Raw genomic sequence first — 23516 nt, forward strand, 5'->3', positions numbered from 1 at the left:
TGCGAACCTCAAGAACCATTGAGGTGTCAAAAATTTTGTCGCATCTTTCGACATCTCAACAACTCATGAGATCAAGCAAAGATCAATCTCATGCACATATTTTGCACAGGCAAAATGTTTGACATCTCGCCGATCCCTGTGATACTATTCCGGCAGTTATATGGTAGATATCCCGTGAGTATAGGCGTTCTCTTCTACCAAAAGAACTTGCTGCGGGCAGTGGAGATTTGGCATGAAGTTGCATGAATATCAGGCTCGCGACCTGTTAGCCCGTTTTGGTATTCCGGTGACAGGTGGCGGGGTAGCAGTTACACCGGCGGAAGCACGTACCATCGCCGCTGAGATCGGTGGCCCGGTCGTGGTGAAAGCCCAGGTACATGTTGGTGGCCGTGGTAAAGCCGGTGGCGTAAAGCTGGCGCAAACCCCAACGGAAGCCGAGCAGGTTGCCAGACAGATTCTTGGCATGAACATCAAGGGGTTGACGGTTGAGAAGGTATTGGTTGCCGAAGCGGTAAGCTACAAGCGCGAGCTGTATCTCTCAGCAATCCTTGATCGCGGCAGCAAGCGCGTGATGATGATTGCCTCGGCTGAAGGCGGGGTTGAAATTGAAGAAGTAGCAAAGACGAACCCCGACGCTATCATCAAGATTCCGGCCCATCCAACAATGGGTCTGCTCGATTTTCAGGCCAGGGAACTGGCGTTTCGCATTGGCTTAAATGATGGCAAGCAAGCGCGTCAGTTCGCGCAAATTGCCAGTGCTCTGTATCGAGCTTTTGTTGAGTGTGATGCCTCACTGGTCGAGATCAATCCGTTAGTTGTCAAGGCCGATGGCAGCCTGCTCGCTCTCGACTCGAAAATTCTCCTCGATGAGAGTGCGCTATTCCGTCATCCCGATCTAGCTGCCCTGCATGATCCCTCTGCTGAGCCAGAAGCTGAGCGGCGTGCCCGCGAAGCGGGTATCACCTATATTAAGCTCGATGGCAATATTGGCTGTATGGTCAATGGTGCCGGTCTGGCGATGGCCACCATGGATGTGATCAAGCTGTCAGGTGGCGAGCCGGCCAATTTCCTTGATATTGGTGGCGGTGCCGGCAAAGAGAAGGTCAAAGCCGCTTTACAGATCATTCTCTCTGATCCAAACGTTAAGGCGGTGTTGTTTAATATCTTTGGCGGGATCACGCGGGTCGATGAGGTGGCACGCGGGATTATTGCTGCGCTTGAAGAGGTGCCAACCGATGTGCCGATGGTGGCCCGGCTGGTGGGGACAAATGAAGAAGCCGGACGGGCACTGCTGGCCGAGTCGAAGTTGATCCCTGCGGCAACGCTGGCTGAGGGTGCGCAGAAGGCAGTAGCAGCCGCTCGCGGTGAGTTATAAGTATCGGTCAAGATTGCGGCGAGCAGCGGCAAGTAAGTCCAGCTCACGCCGGTCGGTTGTCTCCTGTGTGAGGCGTTCGAGCCGGATACGCCATTCGTCAAGGATAGCCGCTGCTCGTCCGGTCGCAATTGGCCCAACTGCCGCAATCCACTCACAATCACGGGCCAACAGCGCAAGTTGTAGTTCGACTTCAGTATAGCGACAGGTTACAAACGGTAAGCGCTCAGCACGTGCCGGTGGGTAATCGGTACCGGTAACAAGCTGCAACGGCTCGCGCTTAAATAAACCGGCTAATAGCGTAATGGTACGCTCTCCAGGCACTGATAGCCCCAACTCGATATGCGATACAGCTACTCGCGAGATGGCAAGCCGTTCGGCAAGCTCTTGCTGCGTCCAGCCCAATTCATTGCGGAGGCGGGCAATCCGTTGTCCTATTGGTTCGTTCATACGGGTACATGGTAACTCACTTAGCAGACACACAACGCATTTCATTGTATAGTAGCATCGTTTGTCTCAGTGCGAGAACGTTTGCTCGTGCTGGTTTTGTGCTGCTAACGTGAGAGGATAAAAAGTATGGCTCCAAAGCGTGCGTTGATCACCGGTATTACTGGTCAAGATGGCAGTTACCTTGCTGAGTTCCTCCTTGCTAGGGGGTATGAGGTGATCGGTATGGTGCGTCGCTCGAGCACCGTCAATTTCGAGCGTATCAGGCATATTCAGGACAAAATCACGCTGGTAAGTGGTGACCTGCTCGATGAAGTGTCGCTGATCCATATCCTGCGCGAGCATCGCCCACACGAGGTGTACAATCTTGCCGCGCAGTCGTTTGTGCAGACATCGTGGCCCCAACCTGTGTTCACCGGCGAAACGACAGCTCTGGGTGTGACCCGCTTACTGGATGCGGTACGGATTGTTGACCCCGAAATCCGCTTTTATCAGGCGTCGAGCAGTGAGATGTTCGGCAAAGTGGTGGAGGTGCCCCAGAAGGAGACGACTCCCTTTTATCCGCGAAGCCCCTACGGGGTAGCTAAAGTCTATGGCCACTGGATCACGGTCAACTATCGTGAGAGCTACGGTATGCACGCTACGTCGGGTATTCTGTTCAATCACGAGAGTCCCCGTCGTGGTCTTGAATTTGTGACGCGCAAGATTTCGTATGGCGTGGCACGGATTAAACTCGGTCTCGATGAAGAGCTACGCCTGGGTAATCTCGAAGCGCGGCGGGATTGGGGGTTTGCCGGCGATTATGTGGAGGCAATGTGGCTGATGTTGCAGCAGGATCAGCCCGACGATTACGTGATCGCTACCGGTGAGACCCATTCAGTTCGTGAGTTTTGTGAACTGGCATTTCGTTGTGTTGGTCTTGACTATCGCGATTATGTGGTGATCGATCAGCGTTTCATGCGTCCGGCTGAAGTCGATTTGCTGATCGGTGATGCCAGTAAGGCGCGCCAAAAACTGGGCTGGCAACCACGCACTACGTTCCCTGAACTGGTGCGGATGATGGTTGAGGCTGATCTACAGTTAGTTAAGGAGCAGATGCGATGAATCAAGCTGAGACTCGGTTGATCGAGGAAGGATGGGCAGCATTGGTTGAGCGTCTGGGTTTGGCAAATGCAAGTCGGTTTATTATGTTGCTGGATCGACGCACTGGCGGTGCGCGTCAGCATCTCCAGTCATTGTGGGGTGTACGACCTCATTCGTCGCACCGTTCGCAACCTCCGGTTGTCAATCATTCTGACTCGTAACTCACCTCGCATCCGGTCTCAATTCACCGCTCTGCCTGGATATAGGTAGAGCGGTTTTTTGTTTCATCACAGGAATATCTCAGGTTGCAGCAGCGTGATTCACGCTATTGTTGCCTGCATTCGCACCAACTCTTGCTCAACGGTAGGCACTGGCACTATCCCCGTGCTGAAATACTACTGGCGAGTCGCTGTTCATCCCTGCGCCGTAGCCTATCCCACTGCGGGTCGCCTGCCATGGTATCGCGGTTGGCCAGGATGTACCACGGCCCGGCATACCCTCGCCCCACCACGCCAGCAGCGCACAGTCCAGACGATCATCACCTGAGCCGCTGCTATGCCTCGGCTGTGCCAGCGCTTCCTGCCCCCCTGTAACGGCGTTGCATCGGTCGCTATACCGTTATGGGGATGATGTGTGTGATTGTTGTGATCATCTGACTTGTCAAATAAAATAGCTGCTACATCGAATTGGCAAACAGTGCTGAGGCGCGTCTGTGGTAAGATGAACAGTGACATCATCGCAGCAAAGGACTCACAGCTATGTTCGACTTTGATCCTACGTCTGCACTCCGCATATTGGCCGCCGAAGTGATGCTGGTACATTCCAGTGAAGAACTGGTAAACGGTGATCAGCGGGCGGTGCGTTGTCGAGGGCAGTTACTGCTGGAGGCACAGGCAGCCCACGATGCTATTGTTGCCCGTGCTCAGGCGCTTGGGTATACGCCACTCTTTCAACACGATCCTATCGGGGCCGCGATTTTGTTTATTCCGAAACCGCCAAAGGCACCGCCGTCGCGACTCTGGCTGGCGGTCTTGCTCTTTGTGCTGACGATTGCTTCGACGATGCTGGTCGGCGGACAGGAATATATCGAAAGTACCGGCCAGATCGTCTTCAACTGGGGCTACGCTCTAAGCTTTAGTGCGTCGTTGCTGGCAATCCTGCTTGCCCATGAACTCGGCCATTTCATTGTGGCCCGACGTGAGGGTGTGGCCGTCAGTTATCCGTTCTTTATCCCGATGCCGTTCTTTTTACTCGGCACCATGGGTGCTTTCATCGCGATTAAAGACCTCGTCCCGAATCGACGGGCACTGCTGGCAATCGGTATTGCCGGCCCACTCGCCGGATTGGTCGTCGCGATTCCGGTTCTGGCAATCGGACTAAGTATTTCGGAAGTAAAGCAGGTGGTGCCGCTCCCCGGCAGTTTTACCGAAGGCAATTCATTGCTGTATGCCGCAATGAAGATTCTTATCTTCGGGCGCTTCCTGCCCTCAGGCGGTGAAGATGTCTATCTTCATCCGGTAGCTCTGGCCGGTTGGGCTGGTTTGCTGGTGACCGGCCTGAACCTGCTGCCGGCCGGTCAACTTGACGGTGGTCACGTCTTTTTCGCTCTGTTTGGTGCGCGAGCGGCACGGATTATGAGTATGGTTGTTGCGGTCGTTTTGCTGGGGCTGGGGTTTCTCTGGTCGGGCTGGTTCATCTGGGCAGTTATGGTCGCGCTGATCGGTCAGCAGCGTAGCCCGTTGTGCAATGAGATTTCACCGCTTGAAGGCCCATGGCGCTGGCTGGCGTATCTTGGCCTCTTAACATTTATCCTGGTCTTTACACCGGTTCCGATTACGGTCATGACGCCGTAAGTGTGGGTGATACGGAGGTTACATGAAGCTCTTAACCTATCGGTATGGTGGAGTTGAACGGGTTGGTGCCCTGCGGGGCGATGAGGTGATCGATCTGTCGGCGGTAGCAGCGTCAATGCTCGATCTGATCGATGGTGGACCAGAGTTGCTGGCTGCGGCACAGCAGGTCGTCGCTACGGCGGAAGGAGGGGTGGCACTGGCTGCGGTTGAGTTGCGGGCGCCAATTCCGCGCCCGCGCAAAAACATCATCTGTCTGGGGATGAATTATGCTGCTCATGCGATTGAGTCGTTGCGGGCGAAGGGGTTGCCGGAAAAGCTGCCCGAATACCCCGTCTTCTTCAGTAAGATGCCCACGGCCGTCAATCATCCCAATGCACCGGTACCGTTGATGGCTGATGTCTCGGCGCAGCGCGACTGGGAGGTTGAGCTGGCGGTGATCATCGGGCGGCGTGGACGGAATATTCCGGCAAGTGCTGCGCTCGATTACGTCTTTGGCTATACCATTATGAATGATGTGAGCGCACGCGATCTTCAGACGCGCCATCAACAGTTTTTTTACAGCAAGAGCCTCGACGGCAGTGCTCCGCTAGGGCCGTGGATCGTTACCGCTGATGAGATTCCCGACCCACACGCGCTCGGTATTCGGCTGCGCCTCAATGGCGAGCTGGTGCAGAATTCAGTGACGCACGATATGATCTTTGACATTCCCACCTGTATTGCTACCTTCAGCCGTGGCGTGACGCTCGAACCGGGTGATATTATTGCGACCGGTACACCTTCGGGGGTCGGCATGGGCATGACGCCACAACGCTGGTTGAAGGTGGGTGATGTGATGGAGGCCGAGATTGATGGGATTGGGGTGCTGAAGAATGTTGTAAGCGAGTAGATCAGGTTGCTCCTATTCCATATTCACGATAGACGAATGCACAGAGCATTTTTCTGTGCATTCGTGCTTGAAAACCCACGTACCTGGCGTAGTGCAGCCATCAGGCAATTGTCGTCAGATAGTGAGCAACGTGATATAATGCGCGCCGATGTTAGTAATTACATACAACACTAAGGAGTAATCATGGATCGACGGGTGGTGGTGACCGGAATGGGGGCAATCAGCCCACTTGGTCTCAGCGTAGCCGAACTCTGGCAGGGGATCGTCGCAGCGCGGAGCGGCGTCGGTCCGATCACATTGTTCGATCCAACCGGTTTTGATACCCGGTTTGCCGCTGAGGTGAAAGGCTTCGATCCCACGAATTATATGGATCGCAAAGAGGCACGACGCACCGACCGCTTCGTGCAGTTTGCGGTGGCTGCTACCAGAGAAGCGTTACGCGATGCCGAACTTGAGATCACACCCGCCAATCGCGATGAGATCGGGGTCTTTATTGCCAGTGGGATCGGTGGCATTGGCACCCTCGCGGAGCAGTTGGACGTTTTGCGCAGTCGCGGGCCGGGGCGGATCAGTCCCTTCCTCATTCCGGCGATGATCACCAACCTGGCTGCCGGTCAGGTTTCCATTGTCACCGGTGCTCGTGGGCCGAGCTATTGTGTAACATCGGCCTGTGCCAGTTCAGCCCATGCCATCGGCGAGGCGGCAGAGACCATTCGCCGTGGATGGGCAAAGGCGATTATTGTTGGTGGCAGTGAAGCCAGCATTACCCCCATTGGCGTAGCCGGCTTCAATGCAATGCGCGCCCTCTCGACGCGCAACGAAGATTTTGCCTACGCCTCACGACCTTTTGACGCCGAACGTGATGGGTTTGTGATGGGTGAAGGTGCAGCGGTACTCATCCTCGAAGACCTTGAATTTGCTCGCGCCCGTGGTGCGCGCATTTTAGCCGAGGTGGTAGGGTATGGAGCAACATCTGATGCCTACCATATCTCGAATCTGGCCGAGGATGGCGAAGGCGTCGCACGGGCGATTCGGCTGGCCCTGCAGCGGGGTGGCCTGGTACCAGAGGATGTGGATTATATCAATGCGCACGCCACCTCAACCCCAGCCGGTGACCCGGTTGAAGCAACTGCTATCAAGCAGGTTTTCGGTGGGCGTGAGAAATCACCACCGGTGAGTGCCAGCAAGTCGCAGTTCGGGCATCTGCTCGGTGCAGCCGGTGCTATCGAAGCAGTCGTGACTATCCTGGCGATGCAGAACAATCTCCTGCCGGCAACCATCAACCTTCAGCAACCAGACCCGGCCTGTGATCTCGATTTTGTGCCTGGTCAGCCACGTCCGGCTCGGATTGAGGTGGCCTTGAGCAACTCGTTTGGCTTTGGCGGACACAATGTGTGTCTTGCCTTTCGTAAGTACCACGGATAGGCGCTATGAGTGATCAACTGGCCGAACTTGAGCGGGCAATCGGGATTACCTTTCGTGATCGAACGCTGTTGCAGACAGCATTTATGCACCGTTCGCTGTTTAACGAACAGCCGCATCTGCTGCATCACCTGACCGATAATGAGCGGTTAGAGTTTCTCGGCGACTCGGTGCTCCATTTTGTAACCACAACCTGGTTGTTCGAGACTTTCCCCAACCAGGATGAGGCCACCCTGACCAACTGGCGGGCCGCATTGGTGAGCACGAAGGGATTGGCCGAATGTGCTGCTCAGTTCAATTTAGGCCAGTATGCCTATCTATCACGAGGCGAAGACAACCCTAGCGGTCGTAGCCGCCAGAAGCTGCTAGCCGATCTGTTTGAAGCGCTGGTAGGGGCCATCTACCTTGATCAGGGGCTTGAGACGGCACGGGCGTTCATTGTGCCATTCTGGCAAGCCCGGATTGAGCAGATTATTCACATCGATCTCGATCCAACAACGCGCTTACAGGAATTGATGCAGGCGCGCTTCAAACAACTCCCCGACTATTCAATGGAAGAGGAGCGAGGTCCTGAACACCAGCGCGAGTATGTGATGGCGGTCACTGTAGCGGGTCGCAAATTTACCGGCTCTGGTTCGAGCAAGAAAGAGGCCAAGCGTGCGGCTGCGCGCAGGGCGTTGGCGGCCTGGGATAAGCACGGCTTCACTGCAACAGCCATAGACGCTCAGGATGAGCGCAACTGAAGCATACCACGATGAATGGCGAACGGTATCTGATCACCGGTGGCACAGGGTACCTGGGGCAGGCGTTGATCCGTCACGCCCGTCGTCTGGGTGGGCAGGTTGCTGCTACCTTTCACTCGCAGAATCCGCCATCGGTAGCAGATGTTACCTGGCATCCGCTCGATCTCCGCGACTCGGCGGCGGTTATGGCATTGATCCGCGAGGTGCAGCCGACCGTTATTGTCCATACCGCATTCCGTCAATACGATCCCGACTTGATGGCGGTAACCGGGGAGGGTGCCGGCCATGTGGCCATGGCTGCTGCCCAGATTGGCGCCCGCCTGATCCACATGTCGAGCGATGTCATTTTTGATGGTGAAAAGGGCGGTCCATACACAGAAGATGATCCGCCCAATCCAATCACCGATTATGGTCGCGCGAAAGCGCGGGCTGAAGCGTTGGTGCAGGCAGCGTATCCGGCAGCAGCCATTGTGCGCACGTCACTCATTTATGGTTTTGAGCCGATGGATCGCCATACGGCTTTTGCCCTGGCCGTGGCACGTGGAGAGCGACCGGAACGATTATTTCGTGATGAGTTCCGTTGTCCGATCTTTGTTGACGATCTGGCCGTAGCCCTGCTCGATCTGGCGCGGCGGGATTACCGTGGTGTGATCAACCTTGCCGGCGCCGAGATACTCAGCCGCTATGAGTGGGGCTGCCTGCTGGCGCAGGCTTACGGCCTCGATCCAGCTCGCATACGTGGTGCGTGGAGTGTTGAAAGTCCTACACCACGGCCACGCAACTGTGCGCTCGACATCAGCCGGGCGCGTCAGTTCGGTTATCGTCTGCGAGGAGCACGCGAGGTGTTACAGTCGCTCGGTCGGCGCTAACCCTGAAACTCTGTAATCACCGTCACTCCAGAACCACGGAAACTATCGAGATCGACCAGGGCCGCTGGTGCTTCACTCAGGCTAATCGTGCGGCCGATCAGGCGTTGCGGCTGTACTTTGCCAGACTGGATGAGATCGAGCATCGCATCATAGCGGTAAGCCTGCATTCCATGGCTTCCCATAATCGTCAACTCACGAGCGACGACAATATCCATCGGTAACGGAGGCATCCGTTGGTCAGCCAACAGCAGCCCAACCTGCACGTGGCGCCCGCGCTTCCGCAGACTGGCAATGGCGTTGGCGCAGGTCGTGGGACTGCCCAACGCATCTATCGCGAGGTGTACGCCACCGCGACTGAGATCGCGAACCACGCTTACCACGTCCGGTTCGGTGGTAGCGTCAATCACTGCCGTTGCGCCTACCGTCTGGGCCAATGCCAGCCGTTCCGGGTTAATATCGATCCCGATCACCTGTCCTCCAAGGGCAGAGGCTAACATTATCGCCGAGAGACCAACACCGCCACACCCATAGACCGCGACCCACTCCCCTGCATGTACCTGGCCTAAATCAACCACGGCTCGAAAGGCGGTTGCAAAGCGACACCCCAGACTGGCAGCAGTCGTGAAGCTCATATCGGCAGGCAAGTGAACCAGATTCAGATCAGCGCGATCAATGGCAACGTATTCAGCAAACGATCCCCAATGAGTGAATCCCGGTTGAAACTGGTTGTCACATACCTGTTGCTGACCGGCCTGACACTGCGGGCAAAAACCACAGGCACACACGAAGGGAACAGTAACCCGATCACCGATTCGCCAGCGCCGAACCTGTGATCCAACGGCAACGATCTCGCCGGCCAGTTCGTGCCCTGGCACATGCGGCAGCTTAATATCGGGATCATGCCCCATCCAGCCATGCCAGTCGCTGCGACACAGGCCGGTAGCGTGTACTGCGAGCACGACACCATCTGGCGTTGGGGCTGGATCGGGCAGATTGGCGATCCATGGCATCTGACCAAACGCTTCATAATAGACGGCGCGCATGGGAGTCTCCTTACGTAGCAGGTGAATGTTTGTTCGCTCTCACCCATGCTAGCACATCTTGCTATGTATACCGACAGTCGCCACTACGTACCCAAAAGCGTTCACCGTAGAGCGTACCCGGCGGTGCAACCTGCCGGGCATACGTGCGCACGGCATCGGCCATCACATCAACCGCCTCACTATTCGAGACTGGATGGCCTAACTGGCTGCGGCTCAGTTTGGCCAGTTGACTGGCATACGCCGTAATAGCAGCCAGACGTGTCGTCATTCGTTCGTCAATAGTCCGAACCAGTGGACGTAATGGCCAATCGAGGGTTTCCAGTCGTTGTTCAAGCGCACCGGGGCGTACTACGTAGGGAAAATCCTCGTACCACATCACCGGACCCTCTATCGTCGCCGCAGCCAGACAGGTCAATTGGTGATCGACGTGATTCCCCACACCCAGTGGTGCATAGACGGTAGCGTGGGGAAAGCGGTGGCGAAGCTGGTGACACAGATCGTGAAGGGTGGTGAACAGCGGATCACCAGCAATCGGCTCGCCGAAGAGGGCTGCACGACTATTGTACACCTCTGGCATGCGGTAGATGGCATCAAGTGCACCGCCCCACAACCCATCGGCTCCCAATATCGACAGCGCTGTCTCCTCTTCGCGGTAGCGGGTTTGCATCACCATCGTCGGTGACAACCCCCAATCAGCATGAAATTGTTGGGCCAGCGCACTAAACTGCATATCAGTGGGGGGCGTTGCGGTACAGATCGTCACCACCAACACCGGTTCGCCGGCAGCCACTGCGGCGGCCAGCGAACCGCCACAGGAGAGGGCAGCATCATCGAGATGAGGTGAAAGCACAATATGGTGATACGAACGTTGAAGATCAGCGAGATGCGAGACAATCATGGCTGAAATGACCTTTCATGCCTGAAATGCTGACAGCATAGCTGATAAGCTGCTGCGCATGATAGACGCTTTCGTTCTTTCAGCGGTTTCATCATGAGCCGACGATGAATAAGTTGCAATCAGGCAGGTGTCTGTTCAGGCTTATCATATCTGTGGGTGCATGGTATTTTTGGTAACCCGCGGGGATGCATCGGATCGACGCCTCGTGTCAGGGCTAGATGGTGACAGAACAGTTGTACCAATACTGCCGGTGTAATATGTAAGACCAAAATCACGTCCAGCCTTATTGAGATTTTGCTGAATGACCGGTTCTTCGTTAGCAGGTGTTGCATCAGTTGCCATTCGTTCGTTGTACCCTGCTCTCGCACATCTCTGCTCTAAGAATGTCTGAAGGCTGGATTCTGATGTGTTCCCGTAACTGGAGTTGCTGTCTACCTGATTGGATTTGTTATGTTACTGACAAAATTTCTAAATTAAGGATGACAGGTTTGTCAACCGAAGTGATACTGTACTCAAAACCAACAGGTGGCCTCTATGGGCCACCTGTCCTCATTGTTTCGCCTTAGCTCACATCGATACCATTCGCTCACGGGTACGCCGGCGAGTGGCGAGTACTGCCGGGCGGGCCGACTGACGGAATGGCAACGGCAGTGCTGTCGGCTGCGGACGATAACCGAGCAAGCGCATAATGGTCGCCTGATCCTGCTGTGGCACCAGCCGTGAACTGAGACGCCCATCACGCTCTTCAACGATGAAGCGAGCTGCTTCGGGCGTCAGACAGTGGTGAGCACCACCACGGCCAGAAATCATCTGCTGGTATGCACCAATGCCGAAAATGGCCAGGACCAAACCACCATCAGTCTCCGGCAACCACAATGGCGGCTGTTCCGGTCGTGGATAGATGTCATCGCTGTCGCATGTGCGCCGACCGGCAAGCCGTACCGGACGAACTGGTCGATGCCAGTCACTAAGCGGCAGGATGACAAATTCCTGCCCACTGACGAAAAGGGTGTCCGGCAACATGACCATCAGTGAGCCATTGATCAAATACCAGTCCGGTTGATCGGGTTGTCCCGCTTTCACGGCACCCACCTCAACCAGATAGGCGCTGTGGGTGGCGACGGTGTAACGGCCAAATTCACCGATTAACTCCGGCGCTGGTACATCGTATTCGGCACATAGATCACGAACCGTTGCCATCAGCCGGGCAAGAAAACGCTGGTAATCGAAGTTGAACGTCAACTGATACCCGGCAGTTGGTACACCACCGCCAAAATTGAAGTAGCGCAAGGTTGGTACCCGGCGGCGTAGACGACAATAGTTTTCAATCGAAGCCCGCAGGGTGGTCAGGAAGTGCCCTTCGTCTTCGATCTGGCTGCCGATCATAGCGTGGTACAGCACAAGCCGGTGTTCGGTCGTTGCAATCAGATCGGCAGCCTGTTCGATCTCGACCATCGTCAGGCCAAAACGATCATTGCCGGGGTGTCGGCCATCCCGATTTCCGGCAGCACGCTCACGCACACCAAATTGTAAGGGTGCTGGCGTTGTGATCAGATCGTGCAGTTCACTAAGATCATCGAGGACGGGTATCACCGTCTCGCAACCGTCGAGACGCAATTGCCGAATCGCGTTGCGGTAGGCCGGCTCTTTTGAGCCATTGCAACAGATCAGTCGATCAGGTGGCAGGATACCCTGACGCCAGAGACCATGGGCAATGATCAGGTCGGCAGTCGCCGAGGTTTCATAATGGGCACCAGCCGCCAACGCCGTTTGCACCGCCTCGGCAGCAAAGTTAGCCTTGGTCGCATAGGCGTAATGGAAGGGGGCTGCGTATTCGGTAGCGGCACGAGCCTGCGCGGCCCAGCCGATCATGCGTTGAATTTGTGCAGTAATTTGCGGTGTGTATACGACTTCGAGCGGTGCACCGTGTTGGCGTACCAGTCGGTTCAAGTTGAGACGATCACCAAAGTAGAGGTCGCCGTCGTAACGGCTCACGAAATCGGTCAGGCGGCCCTCACCGGCAAAGCCGGTCTGCTGTGCAATCAAGTCGGCAAAGGTTAGCGTCTTCAACTGTACCACATTCCTCCATTCATACCGCGGGAGCAACCCGCACCACGAAACCAGGGCAAAATAAGACCTACCCCACCAGAAGCGGGCAAGATCACGAGCGAACACCGGCAATGGTCGTGACAGGCACTAGATTGCCGTGAGCATAGCGATTCAGCGTCAGGGGATGAAAAAAGGCCCTGCACCTGATGCAGCGGCCGGAGAAGCGAGAACGCGCAGCGTCACTCGCGCACGTCTAGCAGGCGGAACCTACCGACGCACGGCGTACAGGTGTGCAGTTTGGGGAGCGCTGAATCGCGCGTAAATTGTATGCGCCGTCCATACTGCCTCACACTAGCCCGCCCGACGTCGTCTTCTCCACGGGGCATCAGCGTGCCGTGACGACGATTTCCGCTCGGCGTTCGGTGTTGCGTGTTACGTGTGTCGGGTGCCTTCCCGAAACGCGAAACCCGTAACCCGAACGTAACGGGGGGCGCGAATGACATGGTCGATTGGCTCGACCGAGTGCGCATTATACATCTATCAGGGGTAATCGTCAATAGGGTAACGGGCTTAAATCTTGAGCAGATACGCTGCAAGCCTCGGCTCCCTCCGTGTCGTTGTGGCGCATCTCTCACACCGGGAAGCCCATCGATGCATGCACCATGGCTTCCGGCTGTGGTAGACGTAAATAAGAGCCGGCGGTTCACGTCTCTGTGCCCTCTGTGTCTCTGAGGTGCATCTCCCATCACTGGCTCAGCAGGGGTTCGTCTTGCCAGACACGCCTCGCCTCTCTTTCCAACGTCTCACCAAACTCTTGCTATAATGCTGCTATGCGCTACCTGTTACTTACCCTCGCTATCGTGCTAACTGCATGTGCGGCTCCGCTGCCGCCTCCGCCGACAAATACACCGCAGTCGGTGATCACGCCGACTGTTGTCAATCAGGTGCCGACCGCTGCCTCAGCCACCCCGGTACCAACCGCGACACCGTTAGCAACACCAACGCCAGCACCGACGGTCACACCGCAACCCGCCGTGCATCCCCTCTTCGATCCACAACGGCTCAGCTACGACCACAATTTCAGCGGACCGGAGATTCAGGCATTTCTGGAGGCGCGCCAGAGTCCGCTGGCAACGCTGCGTACCACTATTGGCGGTCGCAGCCATTCGTTTACCGATGTTCTGGTGTCGCTGAGCAATCTCTACAGTGTCAGTCCGCGATTACTGTTGAGTCTCATGGATGTGCAGAGTGGTATCCTCAGCACACCTAACCCAAGTAGTGATCAGATGGCCTGGGCCGCTGGGTTTCAGGGCGAGAATGGTAACCGGCGTGGTCTGTTTGCACAGTTACGCTGGCTGACCCGCGAACTACGGGCTGCCTTGCGCGACTATGCATTGCTGGGGCCGATGGCTTTGCCTCCGCTCACGTTTGCCGATGGGAGCACTCTGGCGCTCCCGCCTGGTACGGATCTGAGTCGCTATGTGCTTAGTCGAGCGTTGGCACCGACAACGACTTCCAACCGTCTCGAAGCACTGCTCGTAGTCGTTGCACCGACCTACCAGCGTCTGTTTGACCTCGATCCACGGCTGGAGCCAACCGATTGGCCGCCACCCGCTGAACCGTTTCTCACCCGTCCGACTGAACGAAATTTCCCGGTTACCTCCTTTTTCGATCACGATACCCCTTTTCTCCGCACGAATGGCTCTCTGCATACCTTTTGGGGGCGTGCTGAAACTGACCGGGCGTTCGCCTACGATGGTCATACCGGTTGGGATTATGCGATGGGACCTCCAGATCGGGTATTGGCTGCGGCACCCGGTCAGGTCGTGTTTGCCGGCTATTCTGATGATGGCTGTGCAACGCCCGCCGGGGCAGTGATTATCGAACACGGTAATGGCTATCGCACGCTCTACTGGCATCTGGCACGGGTGAGTGTAACAGTTGGGACGATGGTGGAGCGGGGGGCAGTGATCGGGGTTGCCGGCGATACCGGCTGTGCCCGTGGTGCGCATCTCCACTTGCAGGTGCAGTATCTTGGACGTGATGTCGATCCGTATGGCTGGTGTGGTACCGACCCCGATCCATGGGCGCTGAATCCGGTTGGTCAGATCAGTGTCTGGCTGTGGGCCGATATGCCATCACCTTGTGCGCCACCGCCGCCGGGTGTGGTCGTGGTTGATGATCGCGATCCCGGCTTTTTGCTGAGTGGTGACTGGCAGGTGATTGATATGGGCTACGCCGGTGGTGCCCGCTTTGCTCCATCAACGTTAACCCCCAGCATCGCTCGTCCCTGGCGCTTCAGCGATTTCACGGCCCCCCTGGTGGCTGTCTGGCAACCAGTGCTTCCGACCGGCGGGCAATACCGGGTGCTGGCATACGTACCGTTTGCCCTTAACGGCTATGACGACTCGCGTGAAGCCCGCTTTCTCATTCGTCATCAAGACGGTGAGACAGTGGTGACCGTTGATCTGGAAGCCGAACGCAACTGGTGGGCAGATTTGGGGGTCTATACCTTTGACCCGGCGTCCTCACCGCTGGTTGCGACCGGTACCATTGCCGGTGATCGCCGACGTGGTATCTGGGCTGACGCGGTGGCGTTCGTGCCGGTGACTGATGCTACGACACGCTGAAGATCATGTCACGCTGGTTAAGCGCATAGCGGGCCAGTCCTAGAAATGCCAGTAAGAGTGAACTCTGCGCGACCAGGTTAGCCCAGACCGAGACCTCACTGAAACTACCGCTGATGCTAATCTGGTAGCCGTAAAAGATTGGAACCAGTGGCCCGCTCAACACGGTTTGTACGGCGCGTAAGATGGTAACCAACAAGGGATTGATCTCCTCGAGTTGATTGATGATTGGGCCGCCGATCACGTTGCTCGATAGTGCCAATGCAATCAGGGCCAGCACGAACAAACGCCAGCCAGTACCCAACACCAGAGGCGAAAGTAAGAACGTCAGGGCGGAGAACAACCCGATATTGAGAACAAGTGGTAAGCTGGCCAGGAGCCAACCGATGAGATTGAGGTCCACCACTCTATTTGTTACTGCTACCAGCAGGCAGAGTATTCCATACATTATCAGCACAACAAGACAGGCAGCGTAGAATAGCCCAATCAGATACGCACCACGGCTGACGTTGTGCGACAGGACGATATAGCCTTGGGGGCGATCACCTAAGCCGATCATAAAACCGGTACTCAGAATGGCCAGGACTGGCCCCATGATACCCGCCACAGTAAACAGATATCCGGCATTCATTGGGGTGCCGGTGGGGCGTAGGAATGCAACATAACCGGCAATCACGATGCTCAATTCAAGAAAGAACCGGCCAGATCGCAAATACTCAAGTAGAGTGAAGCCGGCCAGGAGTATAGCTTGTTTACCGGTTCGGATCATTGGTTGCCATCCTTTTGTCTGGAGTCGCCCTCTCTCCGTTGCAGTAATCGTTTCAAGAGCGGATCAATATCGTCAGTTGGTAGTGGATTGATGGCCTCGTTCAGGACAGCACGTAGCGGTGACTGGTCAGTAACCAGCAGGTTATTCGCCGGTTCACCACGCACTGTACGCATATAGATCTGTGCCAGACGACTCAACTGTGGCTCTAGCGCCCGGATTGTTACATTCGCTTCGATCAAGACCTGAAGAACTTTTGCCTGTAATTCAGGCGAGTGCGGACTGATCACAACCGCCTGTTCGTCACAGCGGATCTCGCGTCCGATCATCTCTAATCGCTGGCGTAATGGTAGGTCGAGTGGTCCGGTTTGGACGACCATACTGCCGGTCATGTGTCGTACATCGGCAACATTCACCTCGAGCGCAACCTTACCATTGGTCAAAATACCGACCCGGTCGCAGAGATATTCAACTTCAGCGAGGCGGTAGGTACAGAGCAAGACGGTGTGCCCGCGCTGGCGAACATCGTTCAGCAAGACGAGTAATTCTTTCTGACCGTCGAGATCCAGGCCGCTGGTTGGTTCATCGATCAGCAAAAGATCGGGATCGGTAAGCAGGGCCTGGGCAATGCCCAACCGTTGAATCATGCCTTTCGAGAGGGTGCGCAGGTAGCGGTTGGCAACAGTGGTTAAGCCGGTTAGCTCTAGTAACTCATCGATCCGCTTGTGTAAGATGGTTTCCGGCATGCCATCGAAACGACCGAGGAAGGTAAGGTATTCGCGCGGCGTGTAGTAGTTGTGATAACGCTGCCGTTCGGGGATGTAGCCAACCTGCCGACGCTGTGCTTCGAGATCAGCGCTTCCCAGTACGCGAATCCGTCCGCTGTCGGGGTGTAAAAAACCAAGTAACAGATGGATAAGCGTTGATTTGCCAGCGCCATTCGGCCCTAGCAAGCCGTATACTTCACCTGCTGCAACCCGCAGATGAACACCGCGCAAGACCGAGACATGACCGTAGCTTTTGGTAAGTCCTTCGACAACGATGACATCGGTCATGAAGTTGATCTCCAATTAGGTAGCTACATTTGTCCCACAGATATGGCTACCAGGGCCAGTCCGGCCAGGCTACCTGCCCCAATGAGGGTGACCCGCAGAGCGGCTGGCACGCTAAAGCGTGGAAAGCGTCCGTTGAGCCACCGTAGTCCCAGGGTGGTGATGATACTCCCAATACCGATCACCAAGAGACCCAGCCACACCGGTAGCACTGCTATCGGTAAACTGGCCAGCCAGATGGCGGCAATGAGTGCCGCAGCCAGGGTGTCACGAGTGAACGTCAGCGTTGTTGCTGACCGGGTGGAAAGACCTTCCGTGATCCCCTGCGGGCCAAGTGATGGTTCAGGGCCGAATGGTCCCCAGTTGATGGCTGCTGGCAGGCTCAGGAGAGCACTTAGTAGTATGCAGCCGTGTCCGCTCAGTGACCAGCCATTGAGATTGTCGGCGGCTGCCAGACCGGTGGCAATACTTCCCCACAGTATCGCCCGTGCCAGCATGCCGATTTGCGCTTCCCGTAGTGCAGCACGGACTGTACGAGGTGCACCTGCCATCAGGGCCGGCAACAATGGTAACCATGCAGCCAGTTCAAACAATGCCCAGCTGCTGATCCAACCGAACGGTAATGACCACGGGTGCCCTGGCCAGGTCAAACCGGCCAGTCCTCCACCGATCAACGCCAGCGATGTCACCCCCAGACCGCCGGTCAGATCAGGACTGACGATCATTTTTCCGGGAAATGGCAGTGGCCGACCGGATAGAATCCGATAACCGATACTTAACCCTATTGCAAATAATATACCCGGATACAGCAAAAGTGCAACCAATCCGGCTACAACTACGTCAGTTGTCAATTTCGCCTCCCATGACCACCGGTTATACCGCACTCAGTGCTGCCAGGCTGCGCACGGCGGCTTCAATCGTGGCCAGTAATGTTTGCGGGGTCATCCCAATCATCAGCATAGCTGCTATCAATCCAATAATCAGCCATCTGGCAGTCCACGGCTCTGGTGAGAGCCGAACCGGAGGAGGACGGTCGACCTCAGTTTCACCCAGCAGACGCGGCTCGACTTCGGCAACCTTACTACGAGACCCGATCAGGTACTGGACGGTCAGTTGGATCAGGGTCAGTGTCGCCAGGCTCATTGCCGCTACCAGAATGAATACCTCGCCCAGACCGGCGTCAGCCGCAGCCTGAAGCGCCAGCAGGTACGCGCTTCCGCCTGGTGATGGCAACCATCCCGTTAATGCCAGTCCGCCTGCCAGTAAGCCTGCACCGGCAACCGGGCGCTGCCAGATCAGGTCGTTGTACGGCTCGCTGGTGCCACCGCCAATCGCATGCTCAAGCATGGTCAGACTGATAAGTACCGTTGTGATGGCCAGCGCGATATTGATTGCACCGAAGACGGCTCCGCTTAGCCCAATGAGTGACAGAGATGCAAAACTGTAGAAAATAACACCGCAATGGCCGGCAATCAGATAGGCCAGCCGTTGGCGCAGTGAAGCAGCGGTAAGCGCCAGCGCACTGCTCAGTAAGGCGCTGAACGCGGCTCCAATGCGTAGCACAGTCAGGTCCTGCCCGCCTTCAAAGAGCAAGGTGGGGTAGCTTTGCAGTGTGAGTAGGAAAACGAGCAAACTGGCCGGCACCGGTAAAGCAATGATCAACACTGACGCCAGTGAACCGGCATAGGTGATGAGATCGACCAGCCAGGCGTGGAAGGGTACGAGCGCCATACGGAGGGCAAAACCGGCTGCGAGCAACGCCAGGATAAAGCGAGCCGGTGAAATTCGACCTGGTAGTTCGCCCGGTCGGAACAGATCGGTGAGCACGTAGGCGGTGTAGAGCAGGATGCCGGCAACTACCATTAACACCAGATACTTCAACGCGGCTGCCAATATTTGCCTGCTTACCAGTACACCTGCCCCAACCGGCAGATCGACAATTGCCAGCACCGCAGTGAGCGCGATTGCAACCAGCATCAAAGCCGTCACAAACGAGTCTTGCATGAGCAGGATGGCGACGGTTTGGGCGATGATGAGCAGGCCGATTGCGCTGAAGTTCTCACCGTGTGGAAATACCCATGCCGCAATCAGCACCACAATCCCTATGCCCAGAAAGAGAAATAGAAAAATCTGGTGCAATGGGCTGAGTAGCATGGTAACGCCGAAAATCCGCACCGGATCATCGACTCGTACCTGTACCGCGAGCAATAGTTCAACTATCAGCGTGCCAATGCCCAAACCGACGGCAATTCGTGGCATGCGGCGTAGCAGAAAGGTGCTAAACGCCATACTAATCGGAAAGAAGATGAGCAGCAGGTATAGCATAGTTATCCGCGGTATAGCTCACTGATCGTAAGCGTCTTCAACCGCCCGTAGACTAATCCGGCCAGGTAGGCAATGGCCAGCGCCAGCAGTATCTGCACAATACTGAGGAGCAAGAGTGGCATGATCTTTAGTCCGCTTGCGGTTGGGGCACTGATAACCGAACTGTACAACAGATCGATGCCACTCGTGCAGAGAAGCATCCCCAGGCCGATCTTCAACACATCGTTTGCGGTTGCCATTGCCAGCACGCCACTGAGAACCAGCCAGTACCAGGCAAAATCGAGATTGGGACTGGGGGCAATCGGGTAGATGATGGGCAACATCAGGCTGGCAGTCAATCCGGCAACCCCCGATAAGAACGGCAGGAGATATTCATTCAGGCGGGTCGATTCGGTTGAACGCTGCCGTGTCGCGGCACGTAACGCACGTCGCAACTCGGCCTGCCCGAATTCATCGAGGTTTTCCAGGCCGTAGTCGCGCGAAAAGGTCAGTGCTGTAACGGCCAGGATAAGCGCAGCACAAACCCCGGTCACCATCTTGCTCAATGCCAGCGAGCTAACGTTCAAGGGGGTGAAATCGGTCGCGATGAACGGCTGTTCGTTGAGCAGGCCGGCCAGACCAAAATAGTTGAGCAACAGCAACCCAATAGTCAGGCGCCAGTCGCGTAACAGTAGGATGCCGCCGGCTGAGATACCGATCACGATAATCCAGGGGTCTATCGTCATACAATGTTGTCCTTGACCAATCCAATCTTGACGTCTATCTGAACAAGCTGCAACAGGTTTTATTTTGAGTACGTGAAGGTTGCTCTTCGCCTATCCGGGCCGTGTCTTGCTACCGGGTTGCTATTGCGCCATCAGAAACAGGATTGCCAGTAGACCAATCATCACCCCAAATAGATAATACCGTTGCTCAAAGATGATCATAACGGTATGGAGCGAGCTGCTTACTCGGTCGATCCCACGACCGAGCAGGCTCAATAGCTGACGGGCATCGGCCAGCTCGCTCAGGCCCTGCAAGAATTCGCCCATACCTTGCCAGGTTGGACTGACTGCCGGGTCTTCGAGCACACGCTCTGTCTGGTAGGGATTGGCCTTGTGTAACAGGAACCAGCTTACGATGCCGGTCGCGATGGCCGTGCCGATGAAAGGCCAGGCAAGTGGTTCGGCAGGTATTACCGGCGGGGCGAACGGTGACCAGCTCAGCCAGAGTGGCCAGGCCAGCCAGGGCACAAACCCGGCCAGGATCAAAGGAATCAGGATCGGCAGGCTTAGCATCCCCTCTGGCCAATGTGTATAAACCGGTGTTTTCCCTTGCCAGCAACGAATGAGTAGTGGCAATCCGGCGGCAAAACCGATCACTGCCGCAGTCATTAAAGGGCCAATAACCCACACGTGATGATTGGTGGCGGCCTCTATCAGCCAGCGCCATCCCCAAAAACTCCAGGTCAGCGGTAGACCGGTTGCAGTTGCCGTTGTTATCAGCCAGATCAGGCCAATGAACGGTAGTTGTGATGTCGGTTGTTTGCCATCGAGCAGGTCGGAACCTTGCAGTCGTTCAATCGCAGCATTTACTAATCCGCCGGTCACGGCGTGCATCTGGATCGACAACAACAGGGCTGGTGCGGCCAGGCCGGCTAACGGTTCATTAAGGGCCGCCGCGCATACGACAACCCCTGCCTGCAACATTCCGTGGCGAGTGACCAGCTCGCGACCGGACTGCGCATTGAGCGCGTTGAATGCTGCCCCCATCGCTCCAAATGCGCCAACAGCAGCCATGATGAAACCGGTCGATGCCGGTAATGGCGGTAGTTGTGGTAAGAGACGAACAACAAAGCCAAGCCCAACAGTGGGCAGGGTCAGTCCGCTTATGAGTGCAGCCACCAGTGCCGGTGCCGTGGTAAAGGCGCTGCGTGCACCGCCAAAGGGAGGTGCGCCGGCCAAAGCCAATGCACCGAATAGCGCCAGTCCGACCAGCGTAGTTGGTGGTAGCGTGTCTGGTGGTACCATGGCGCTCGCCGCAACCAGACCTGTCACAGCGACAACGGCCAGCCCGCCGGCAATCAAATGGGGCGGTAGCTGATTGGGTGTCGGATCAACGCCGGCGGCAATCAGCCCTCCATGAGCGGCAATCACCGCCAGTGTCCAGCTCAAAGGGGTTAGAAAGCTGAGTGGTGGGATGGTTAAGCTGATCAGGGCGGCAGTCAGGGCCAGCAAGAGCCAGCCGAACAGTGCACCAAATCCCTCTACCTCCGGCGGTACAACGACGGCCAGGGCCAGTAAGCCAAGGGTGCCTCCAACCAGTAATACGACCGCGATTGCTCGTTCACTCAGATCGGGCGCTGCCGGCAGCATGAGCGATAATGCACCGATGCTCGATAACGGTTCTGCCGGGGTTGTTTCGAGCGGATTGGCGATGACACCAATAGCTGCCAGGCCGGTTGCCAGAGCGGCCAGCAAGGCCAGACGGCGGGTAATACCAATCTGGGCCAGCCCAAAACAGAACACGGTACCTGTGATCAGGCTGATAAAGCTAGCGATAAGACCCATGCATCCTCGGTATAACAACCCGGTACACCACCGGGTGACACGCTACATAGATACCGCTCTACAACGCGGCATCAGGTTTTGGATACTAATTACGTCCGATCAGGTAAGTTGCCGCCTGCCAGCAAGCCGTACAGGGATCGGTCGAAACGGCGATCAGCATCACATCATCAACCGCTGCCTGCTGCAACAGCGATCGCGCCAGTAATCGATCAAGCTGCGGCGCAATACCAATCTCTACCCCGGTCAGACGTTGACCATCGCTACGCACAGTATAGCGCAATGAGCCACGCGGTGCTTCAACGGTTACCGTTGCTTCGCCGGCTACCAACGGAACCTCTTCATACACGTTGCCAATCGGGAGATTCTGCAACCAGCGGACAACCAGCCGCAACGATTCTATTGCTTCGAGCAACAGAACCACCGCCCTGGAATGCACATCGCCACCCTCCTCAGTTACCAGTGCTGGGGCGAGGATGCTGTAAGCAGCATAAGGTTCCTGAATGCGAATATCGGTAGCAACTCCACTCGCTCGTGCCAATGGGCCGGCCAGGCCGAACTGCCGGGCAGCGGTTGACTGCAACACGCCAATGTCTACCGTGCGCGCCAGCAGAGAGCGGCGTGGGATGCTCTGCTCGGCAATCGCTATCATCCTCGGCAATAAATCGTTGATGGCCTGAGCCGTTTCGGCTAGTGCCGATTCACTGGGATCAGCCAGCAGGCCGCCTGGTCGAATCAGCGCGGCCTCGTCATTGCCAGAGAGTTTCAGCGCGATCAAGCCCAAACGGGTCGTTAACCGACTGAGCCGGGCCGCATCGGTCAGGCCGAGCGCAGTTGCCAGTGCCGCCAGCGTATTGATGTGAGAGGTTGCACGTTCCAGTTCGGCCAGCATAACGCGCACCGCCTGCGCACGGAGCGGTGCGGTGACGCCGGCGAGTTGCTCGATAGCCAGGCTGAATGCCAGGGTGTGGGCCACATGGCAATGTGGGCAAACCTGACGCGCAGCCTGTAATGCGCTTGTTATCCCCCCTTGTATCAGGCGTTGGGCATACGCACCATCACCGACCGAAGGGCGATATTCAACATCAACAATGCGCTCACCCTGAATCGTCAGTGTCAGGCGTTCGCTGTGCCAGGCTCCTGCAACCGGATGGAGTGTCAGTTGGTACTTCAAGCAACCTCCTTTTCTGTCGCGGCGCATTATACCACGCACGTCTTATGTGATATGCCAGCAGGTAAGCCGGACACACATCGGTATACCTGGATCACGGCGTTTGGGGTAGGGAAGTCCGGTTTCCATGCAATGGGTGGTAGGGAGGCACGTCCGCCCTTACATTCTGGATATCCACCCGTCGCATCGACCTGCTCGCAGGAGGATGGCGGCCCGTCGGTATGGAAGAGAGCAGTGCTGACGGCAATCTACGGTGCACCATACACCGGATTGGGTGCCGTGCCCGCTCGTCATGCGTGCGTCGCAAGGTTTGGCGTGCGGCAGCCATGCTGCCACAGCCGCCGTGCTCACGATCTGGCGCGGG

The 23516-nt window shown here is 56.4% G+C and carries 20 protein-coding genes; 9 read left to right on the forward strand and 11 right to left on the reverse strand.

Annotated elements, in window-relative coordinates; all coding sequences use genetic code 11:
* The first annotated feature begins 232 nt into the window (after positions 1 to 232).
* Positions 233 to 1375, forward strand: coding sequence for an ADP-forming succinate--CoA ligase subunit beta (sucC, locus tag VAE57_RS03755; protein WP_322820566.1), 1143 nt, complete (start codon positions 233 to 235; stop codon positions 1373 to 1375).
* Here the strand turns inward: sucC and VAE57_RS03760 are convergent.
* Entirely contained in the window at positions 1370 to 1822 is a 453-nt protein-coding gene (locus VAE57_RS03760) for a helix-turn-helix domain-containing protein (protein WP_322820567.1), read from the reverse strand. The genes sucC and VAE57_RS03760 overlap by 6 nt on opposite strands.
* A gap of 126 nt (positions 1823 to 1948) precedes the next feature.
* Here VAE57_RS03760 and gmd point away from each other — a divergent pair, with 126 nt between their 5' ends.
* From gmd to VAE57_RS03795, 7 genes are all read left to right on the forward strand, one after another.
* Positions 1949 to 2923: a GDP-mannose 4,6-dehydratase gene (gene gmd, locus VAE57_RS03765; protein WP_322820568.1), complete on the forward strand. Its 975-nt coding sequence runs from the start codon at positions 1949 to 1951 to the stop codon at positions 2921 to 2923.
* Positions 2920 to 3123 carry a hypothetical protein gene (locus VAE57_RS03770; protein ID WP_322820569.1) on the forward strand — a complete coding sequence of 68 codons (204 nt, stop codon included), beginning with the start codon at positions 2920 to 2922 and terminating at the stop codon, positions 3121 to 3123. The genes gmd and VAE57_RS03770 overlap by 4 nt, the downstream gene beginning before the upstream one ends.
* A 537-nt stretch (positions 3124 to 3660) precedes the next feature.
* Complete coding sequence (locus VAE57_RS03775) at positions 3661 to 4755, forward strand: site-2 protease family protein (protein ID WP_322820570.1); 1095 nt, start codon at positions 3661 to 3663, stop codon at positions 4753 to 4755.
* A 22-nt stretch (positions 4756 to 4777) separates the two neighbouring features.
* Positions 4778 to 5641 (forward strand): fumarylacetoacetate hydrolase family protein, encoded by an 864-nt coding sequence (locus VAE57_RS03780; RefSeq protein WP_322820571.1) that lies wholly within the window; start codon positions 4778 to 4780, stop codon positions 5639 to 5641.
* A 183-nt stretch (positions 5642 to 5824) separates the two neighbouring features.
* Positions 5825 to 7066 (forward strand): beta-ketoacyl-ACP synthase II, encoded by a 1242-nt coding sequence (fabF, locus tag VAE57_RS03785; RefSeq protein ID WP_322820572.1) that lies wholly within the window; start codon positions 5825 to 5827, stop codon positions 7064 to 7066.
* Positions 7067 to 7071: 5 nt separating this feature from the next.
* On the forward strand, positions 7072 to 7806 hold the full coding sequence (gene rnc, locus VAE57_RS03790; protein WP_322820573.1) for a ribonuclease III: 735 nt from the start codon (positions 7072 to 7074) through the stop codon (positions 7804 to 7806).
* Between the two features lie 11 nt (positions 7807 to 7817).
* Positions 7818 to 8675 (forward strand): SDR family oxidoreductase, encoded by an 858-nt coding sequence (locus tag VAE57_RS03795; protein WP_322820574.1) that lies wholly within the window; start codon positions 7818 to 7820, stop codon positions 8673 to 8675.
* Here VAE57_RS03795 and VAE57_RS03800 read toward each other — a convergent pair.
* The 3 genes from VAE57_RS03800 to VAE57_RS03810 form a co-directional block, all read right to left on the reverse strand.
* A complete protein-coding gene (locus tag VAE57_RS03800) occupies positions 8672 to 9718 on the reverse strand; it encodes a zinc-dependent alcohol dehydrogenase family protein (RefSeq protein ID WP_322820575.1) in 1047 nt (348 codons plus the stop codon). The genes VAE57_RS03795 and VAE57_RS03800 overlap by 4 nt on opposite strands.
* 61 nt (positions 9719 to 9779) lie before the next feature.
* Positions 9780 to 10616 (reverse strand): PIG-L deacetylase family protein, encoded by an 837-nt coding sequence (locus VAE57_RS03805; protein ID WP_322820576.1) that lies wholly within the window; start codon positions 10614 to 10616, stop codon positions 9780 to 9782.
* A gap of 567 nt (positions 10617 to 11183) precedes the next feature.
* Entirely contained in the window at positions 11184 to 12695 is a 1512-nt protein-coding gene (locus tag VAE57_RS03810) for an arginine decarboxylase (RefSeq protein WP_322820577.1), read from the reverse strand.
* Positions 12696 to 13495: 800 nt separating this feature from the next.
* Here VAE57_RS03810 and VAE57_RS03815 point away from each other — a divergent pair.
* Positions 13496 to 15295 (forward strand): peptidoglycan DD-metalloendopeptidase family protein, encoded by a 1800-nt coding sequence (locus tag VAE57_RS03815; RefSeq protein ID WP_322820578.1) that lies wholly within the window; start codon positions 13496 to 13498, stop codon positions 15293 to 15295.
* Here VAE57_RS03815 and VAE57_RS03820 read toward each other — a convergent pair.
* The 7 genes from VAE57_RS03820 to VAE57_RS03850 form a co-directional block, all read right to left on the reverse strand.
* Entirely contained in the window at positions 15282 to 16061 is a 780-nt protein-coding gene (locus VAE57_RS03820; RefSeq protein ID WP_322820579.1) for a hypothetical protein, read from the reverse strand. The two genes, VAE57_RS03815 and VAE57_RS03820, sit on opposite strands and share 14 nt — an antisense overlap.
* Positions 16058 to 17113, reverse strand: a complete 1056-nt coding sequence (locus VAE57_RS03825; protein WP_322820580.1) for an ABC transporter ATP-binding protein — start codon at positions 17111 to 17113, stop codon at positions 16058 to 16060. Before VAE57_RS03825 ends, VAE57_RS03820 begins: the two co-directional genes overlap by 4 nt.
* 23 nt (positions 17114 to 17136) lie before the next feature.
* On the reverse strand, positions 17137 to 17961 hold the full coding sequence (locus VAE57_RS03830) for a hypothetical protein (protein WP_322820581.1): 825 nt from the start codon (positions 17959 to 17961) through the stop codon (positions 17137 to 17139).
* Positions 17962 to 17983: 22 nt separating this feature from the next.
* The gene (locus VAE57_RS03835; RefSeq protein WP_322820582.1) at positions 17984 to 19435 is read right to left on the reverse strand and encodes a proton-conducting transporter membrane subunit; all 1452 of its coding nucleotides are present in this window, start codon (positions 19433 to 19435) and stop codon (positions 17984 to 17986) included.
* A 2-nt stretch (positions 19436 to 19437) separates the two neighbouring features.
* A complete protein-coding gene (locus VAE57_RS03840; protein WP_322820583.1) occupies positions 19438 to 20160 on the reverse strand; it encodes a hypothetical protein in 723 nt (240 codons plus the stop codon).
* Between the two features lie 120 nt (positions 20161 to 20280).
* A complete protein-coding gene (locus tag VAE57_RS03845; RefSeq protein ID WP_322820584.1) occupies positions 20281 to 21984 on the reverse strand; it encodes a proton-conducting transporter membrane subunit in 1704 nt (567 codons plus the stop codon).
* A gap of 85 nt (positions 21985 to 22069) precedes the next feature.
* Positions 22070 to 23155 (reverse strand): hypothetical protein, encoded by a 1086-nt coding sequence (locus VAE57_RS03850; RefSeq protein ID WP_322820585.1) that lies wholly within the window; start codon positions 23153 to 23155, stop codon positions 22070 to 22072.
* Between the last annotated feature and the right edge of the window lie 361 nt (positions 23156 to 23516).

Source organism: Chloroflexus sp. (genome assembly GCF_034434295.1).
Classification (GTDB): domain Bacteria; phylum Chloroflexota; class Chloroflexia; order Chloroflexales; family Chloroflexaceae; genus Chloroflexus.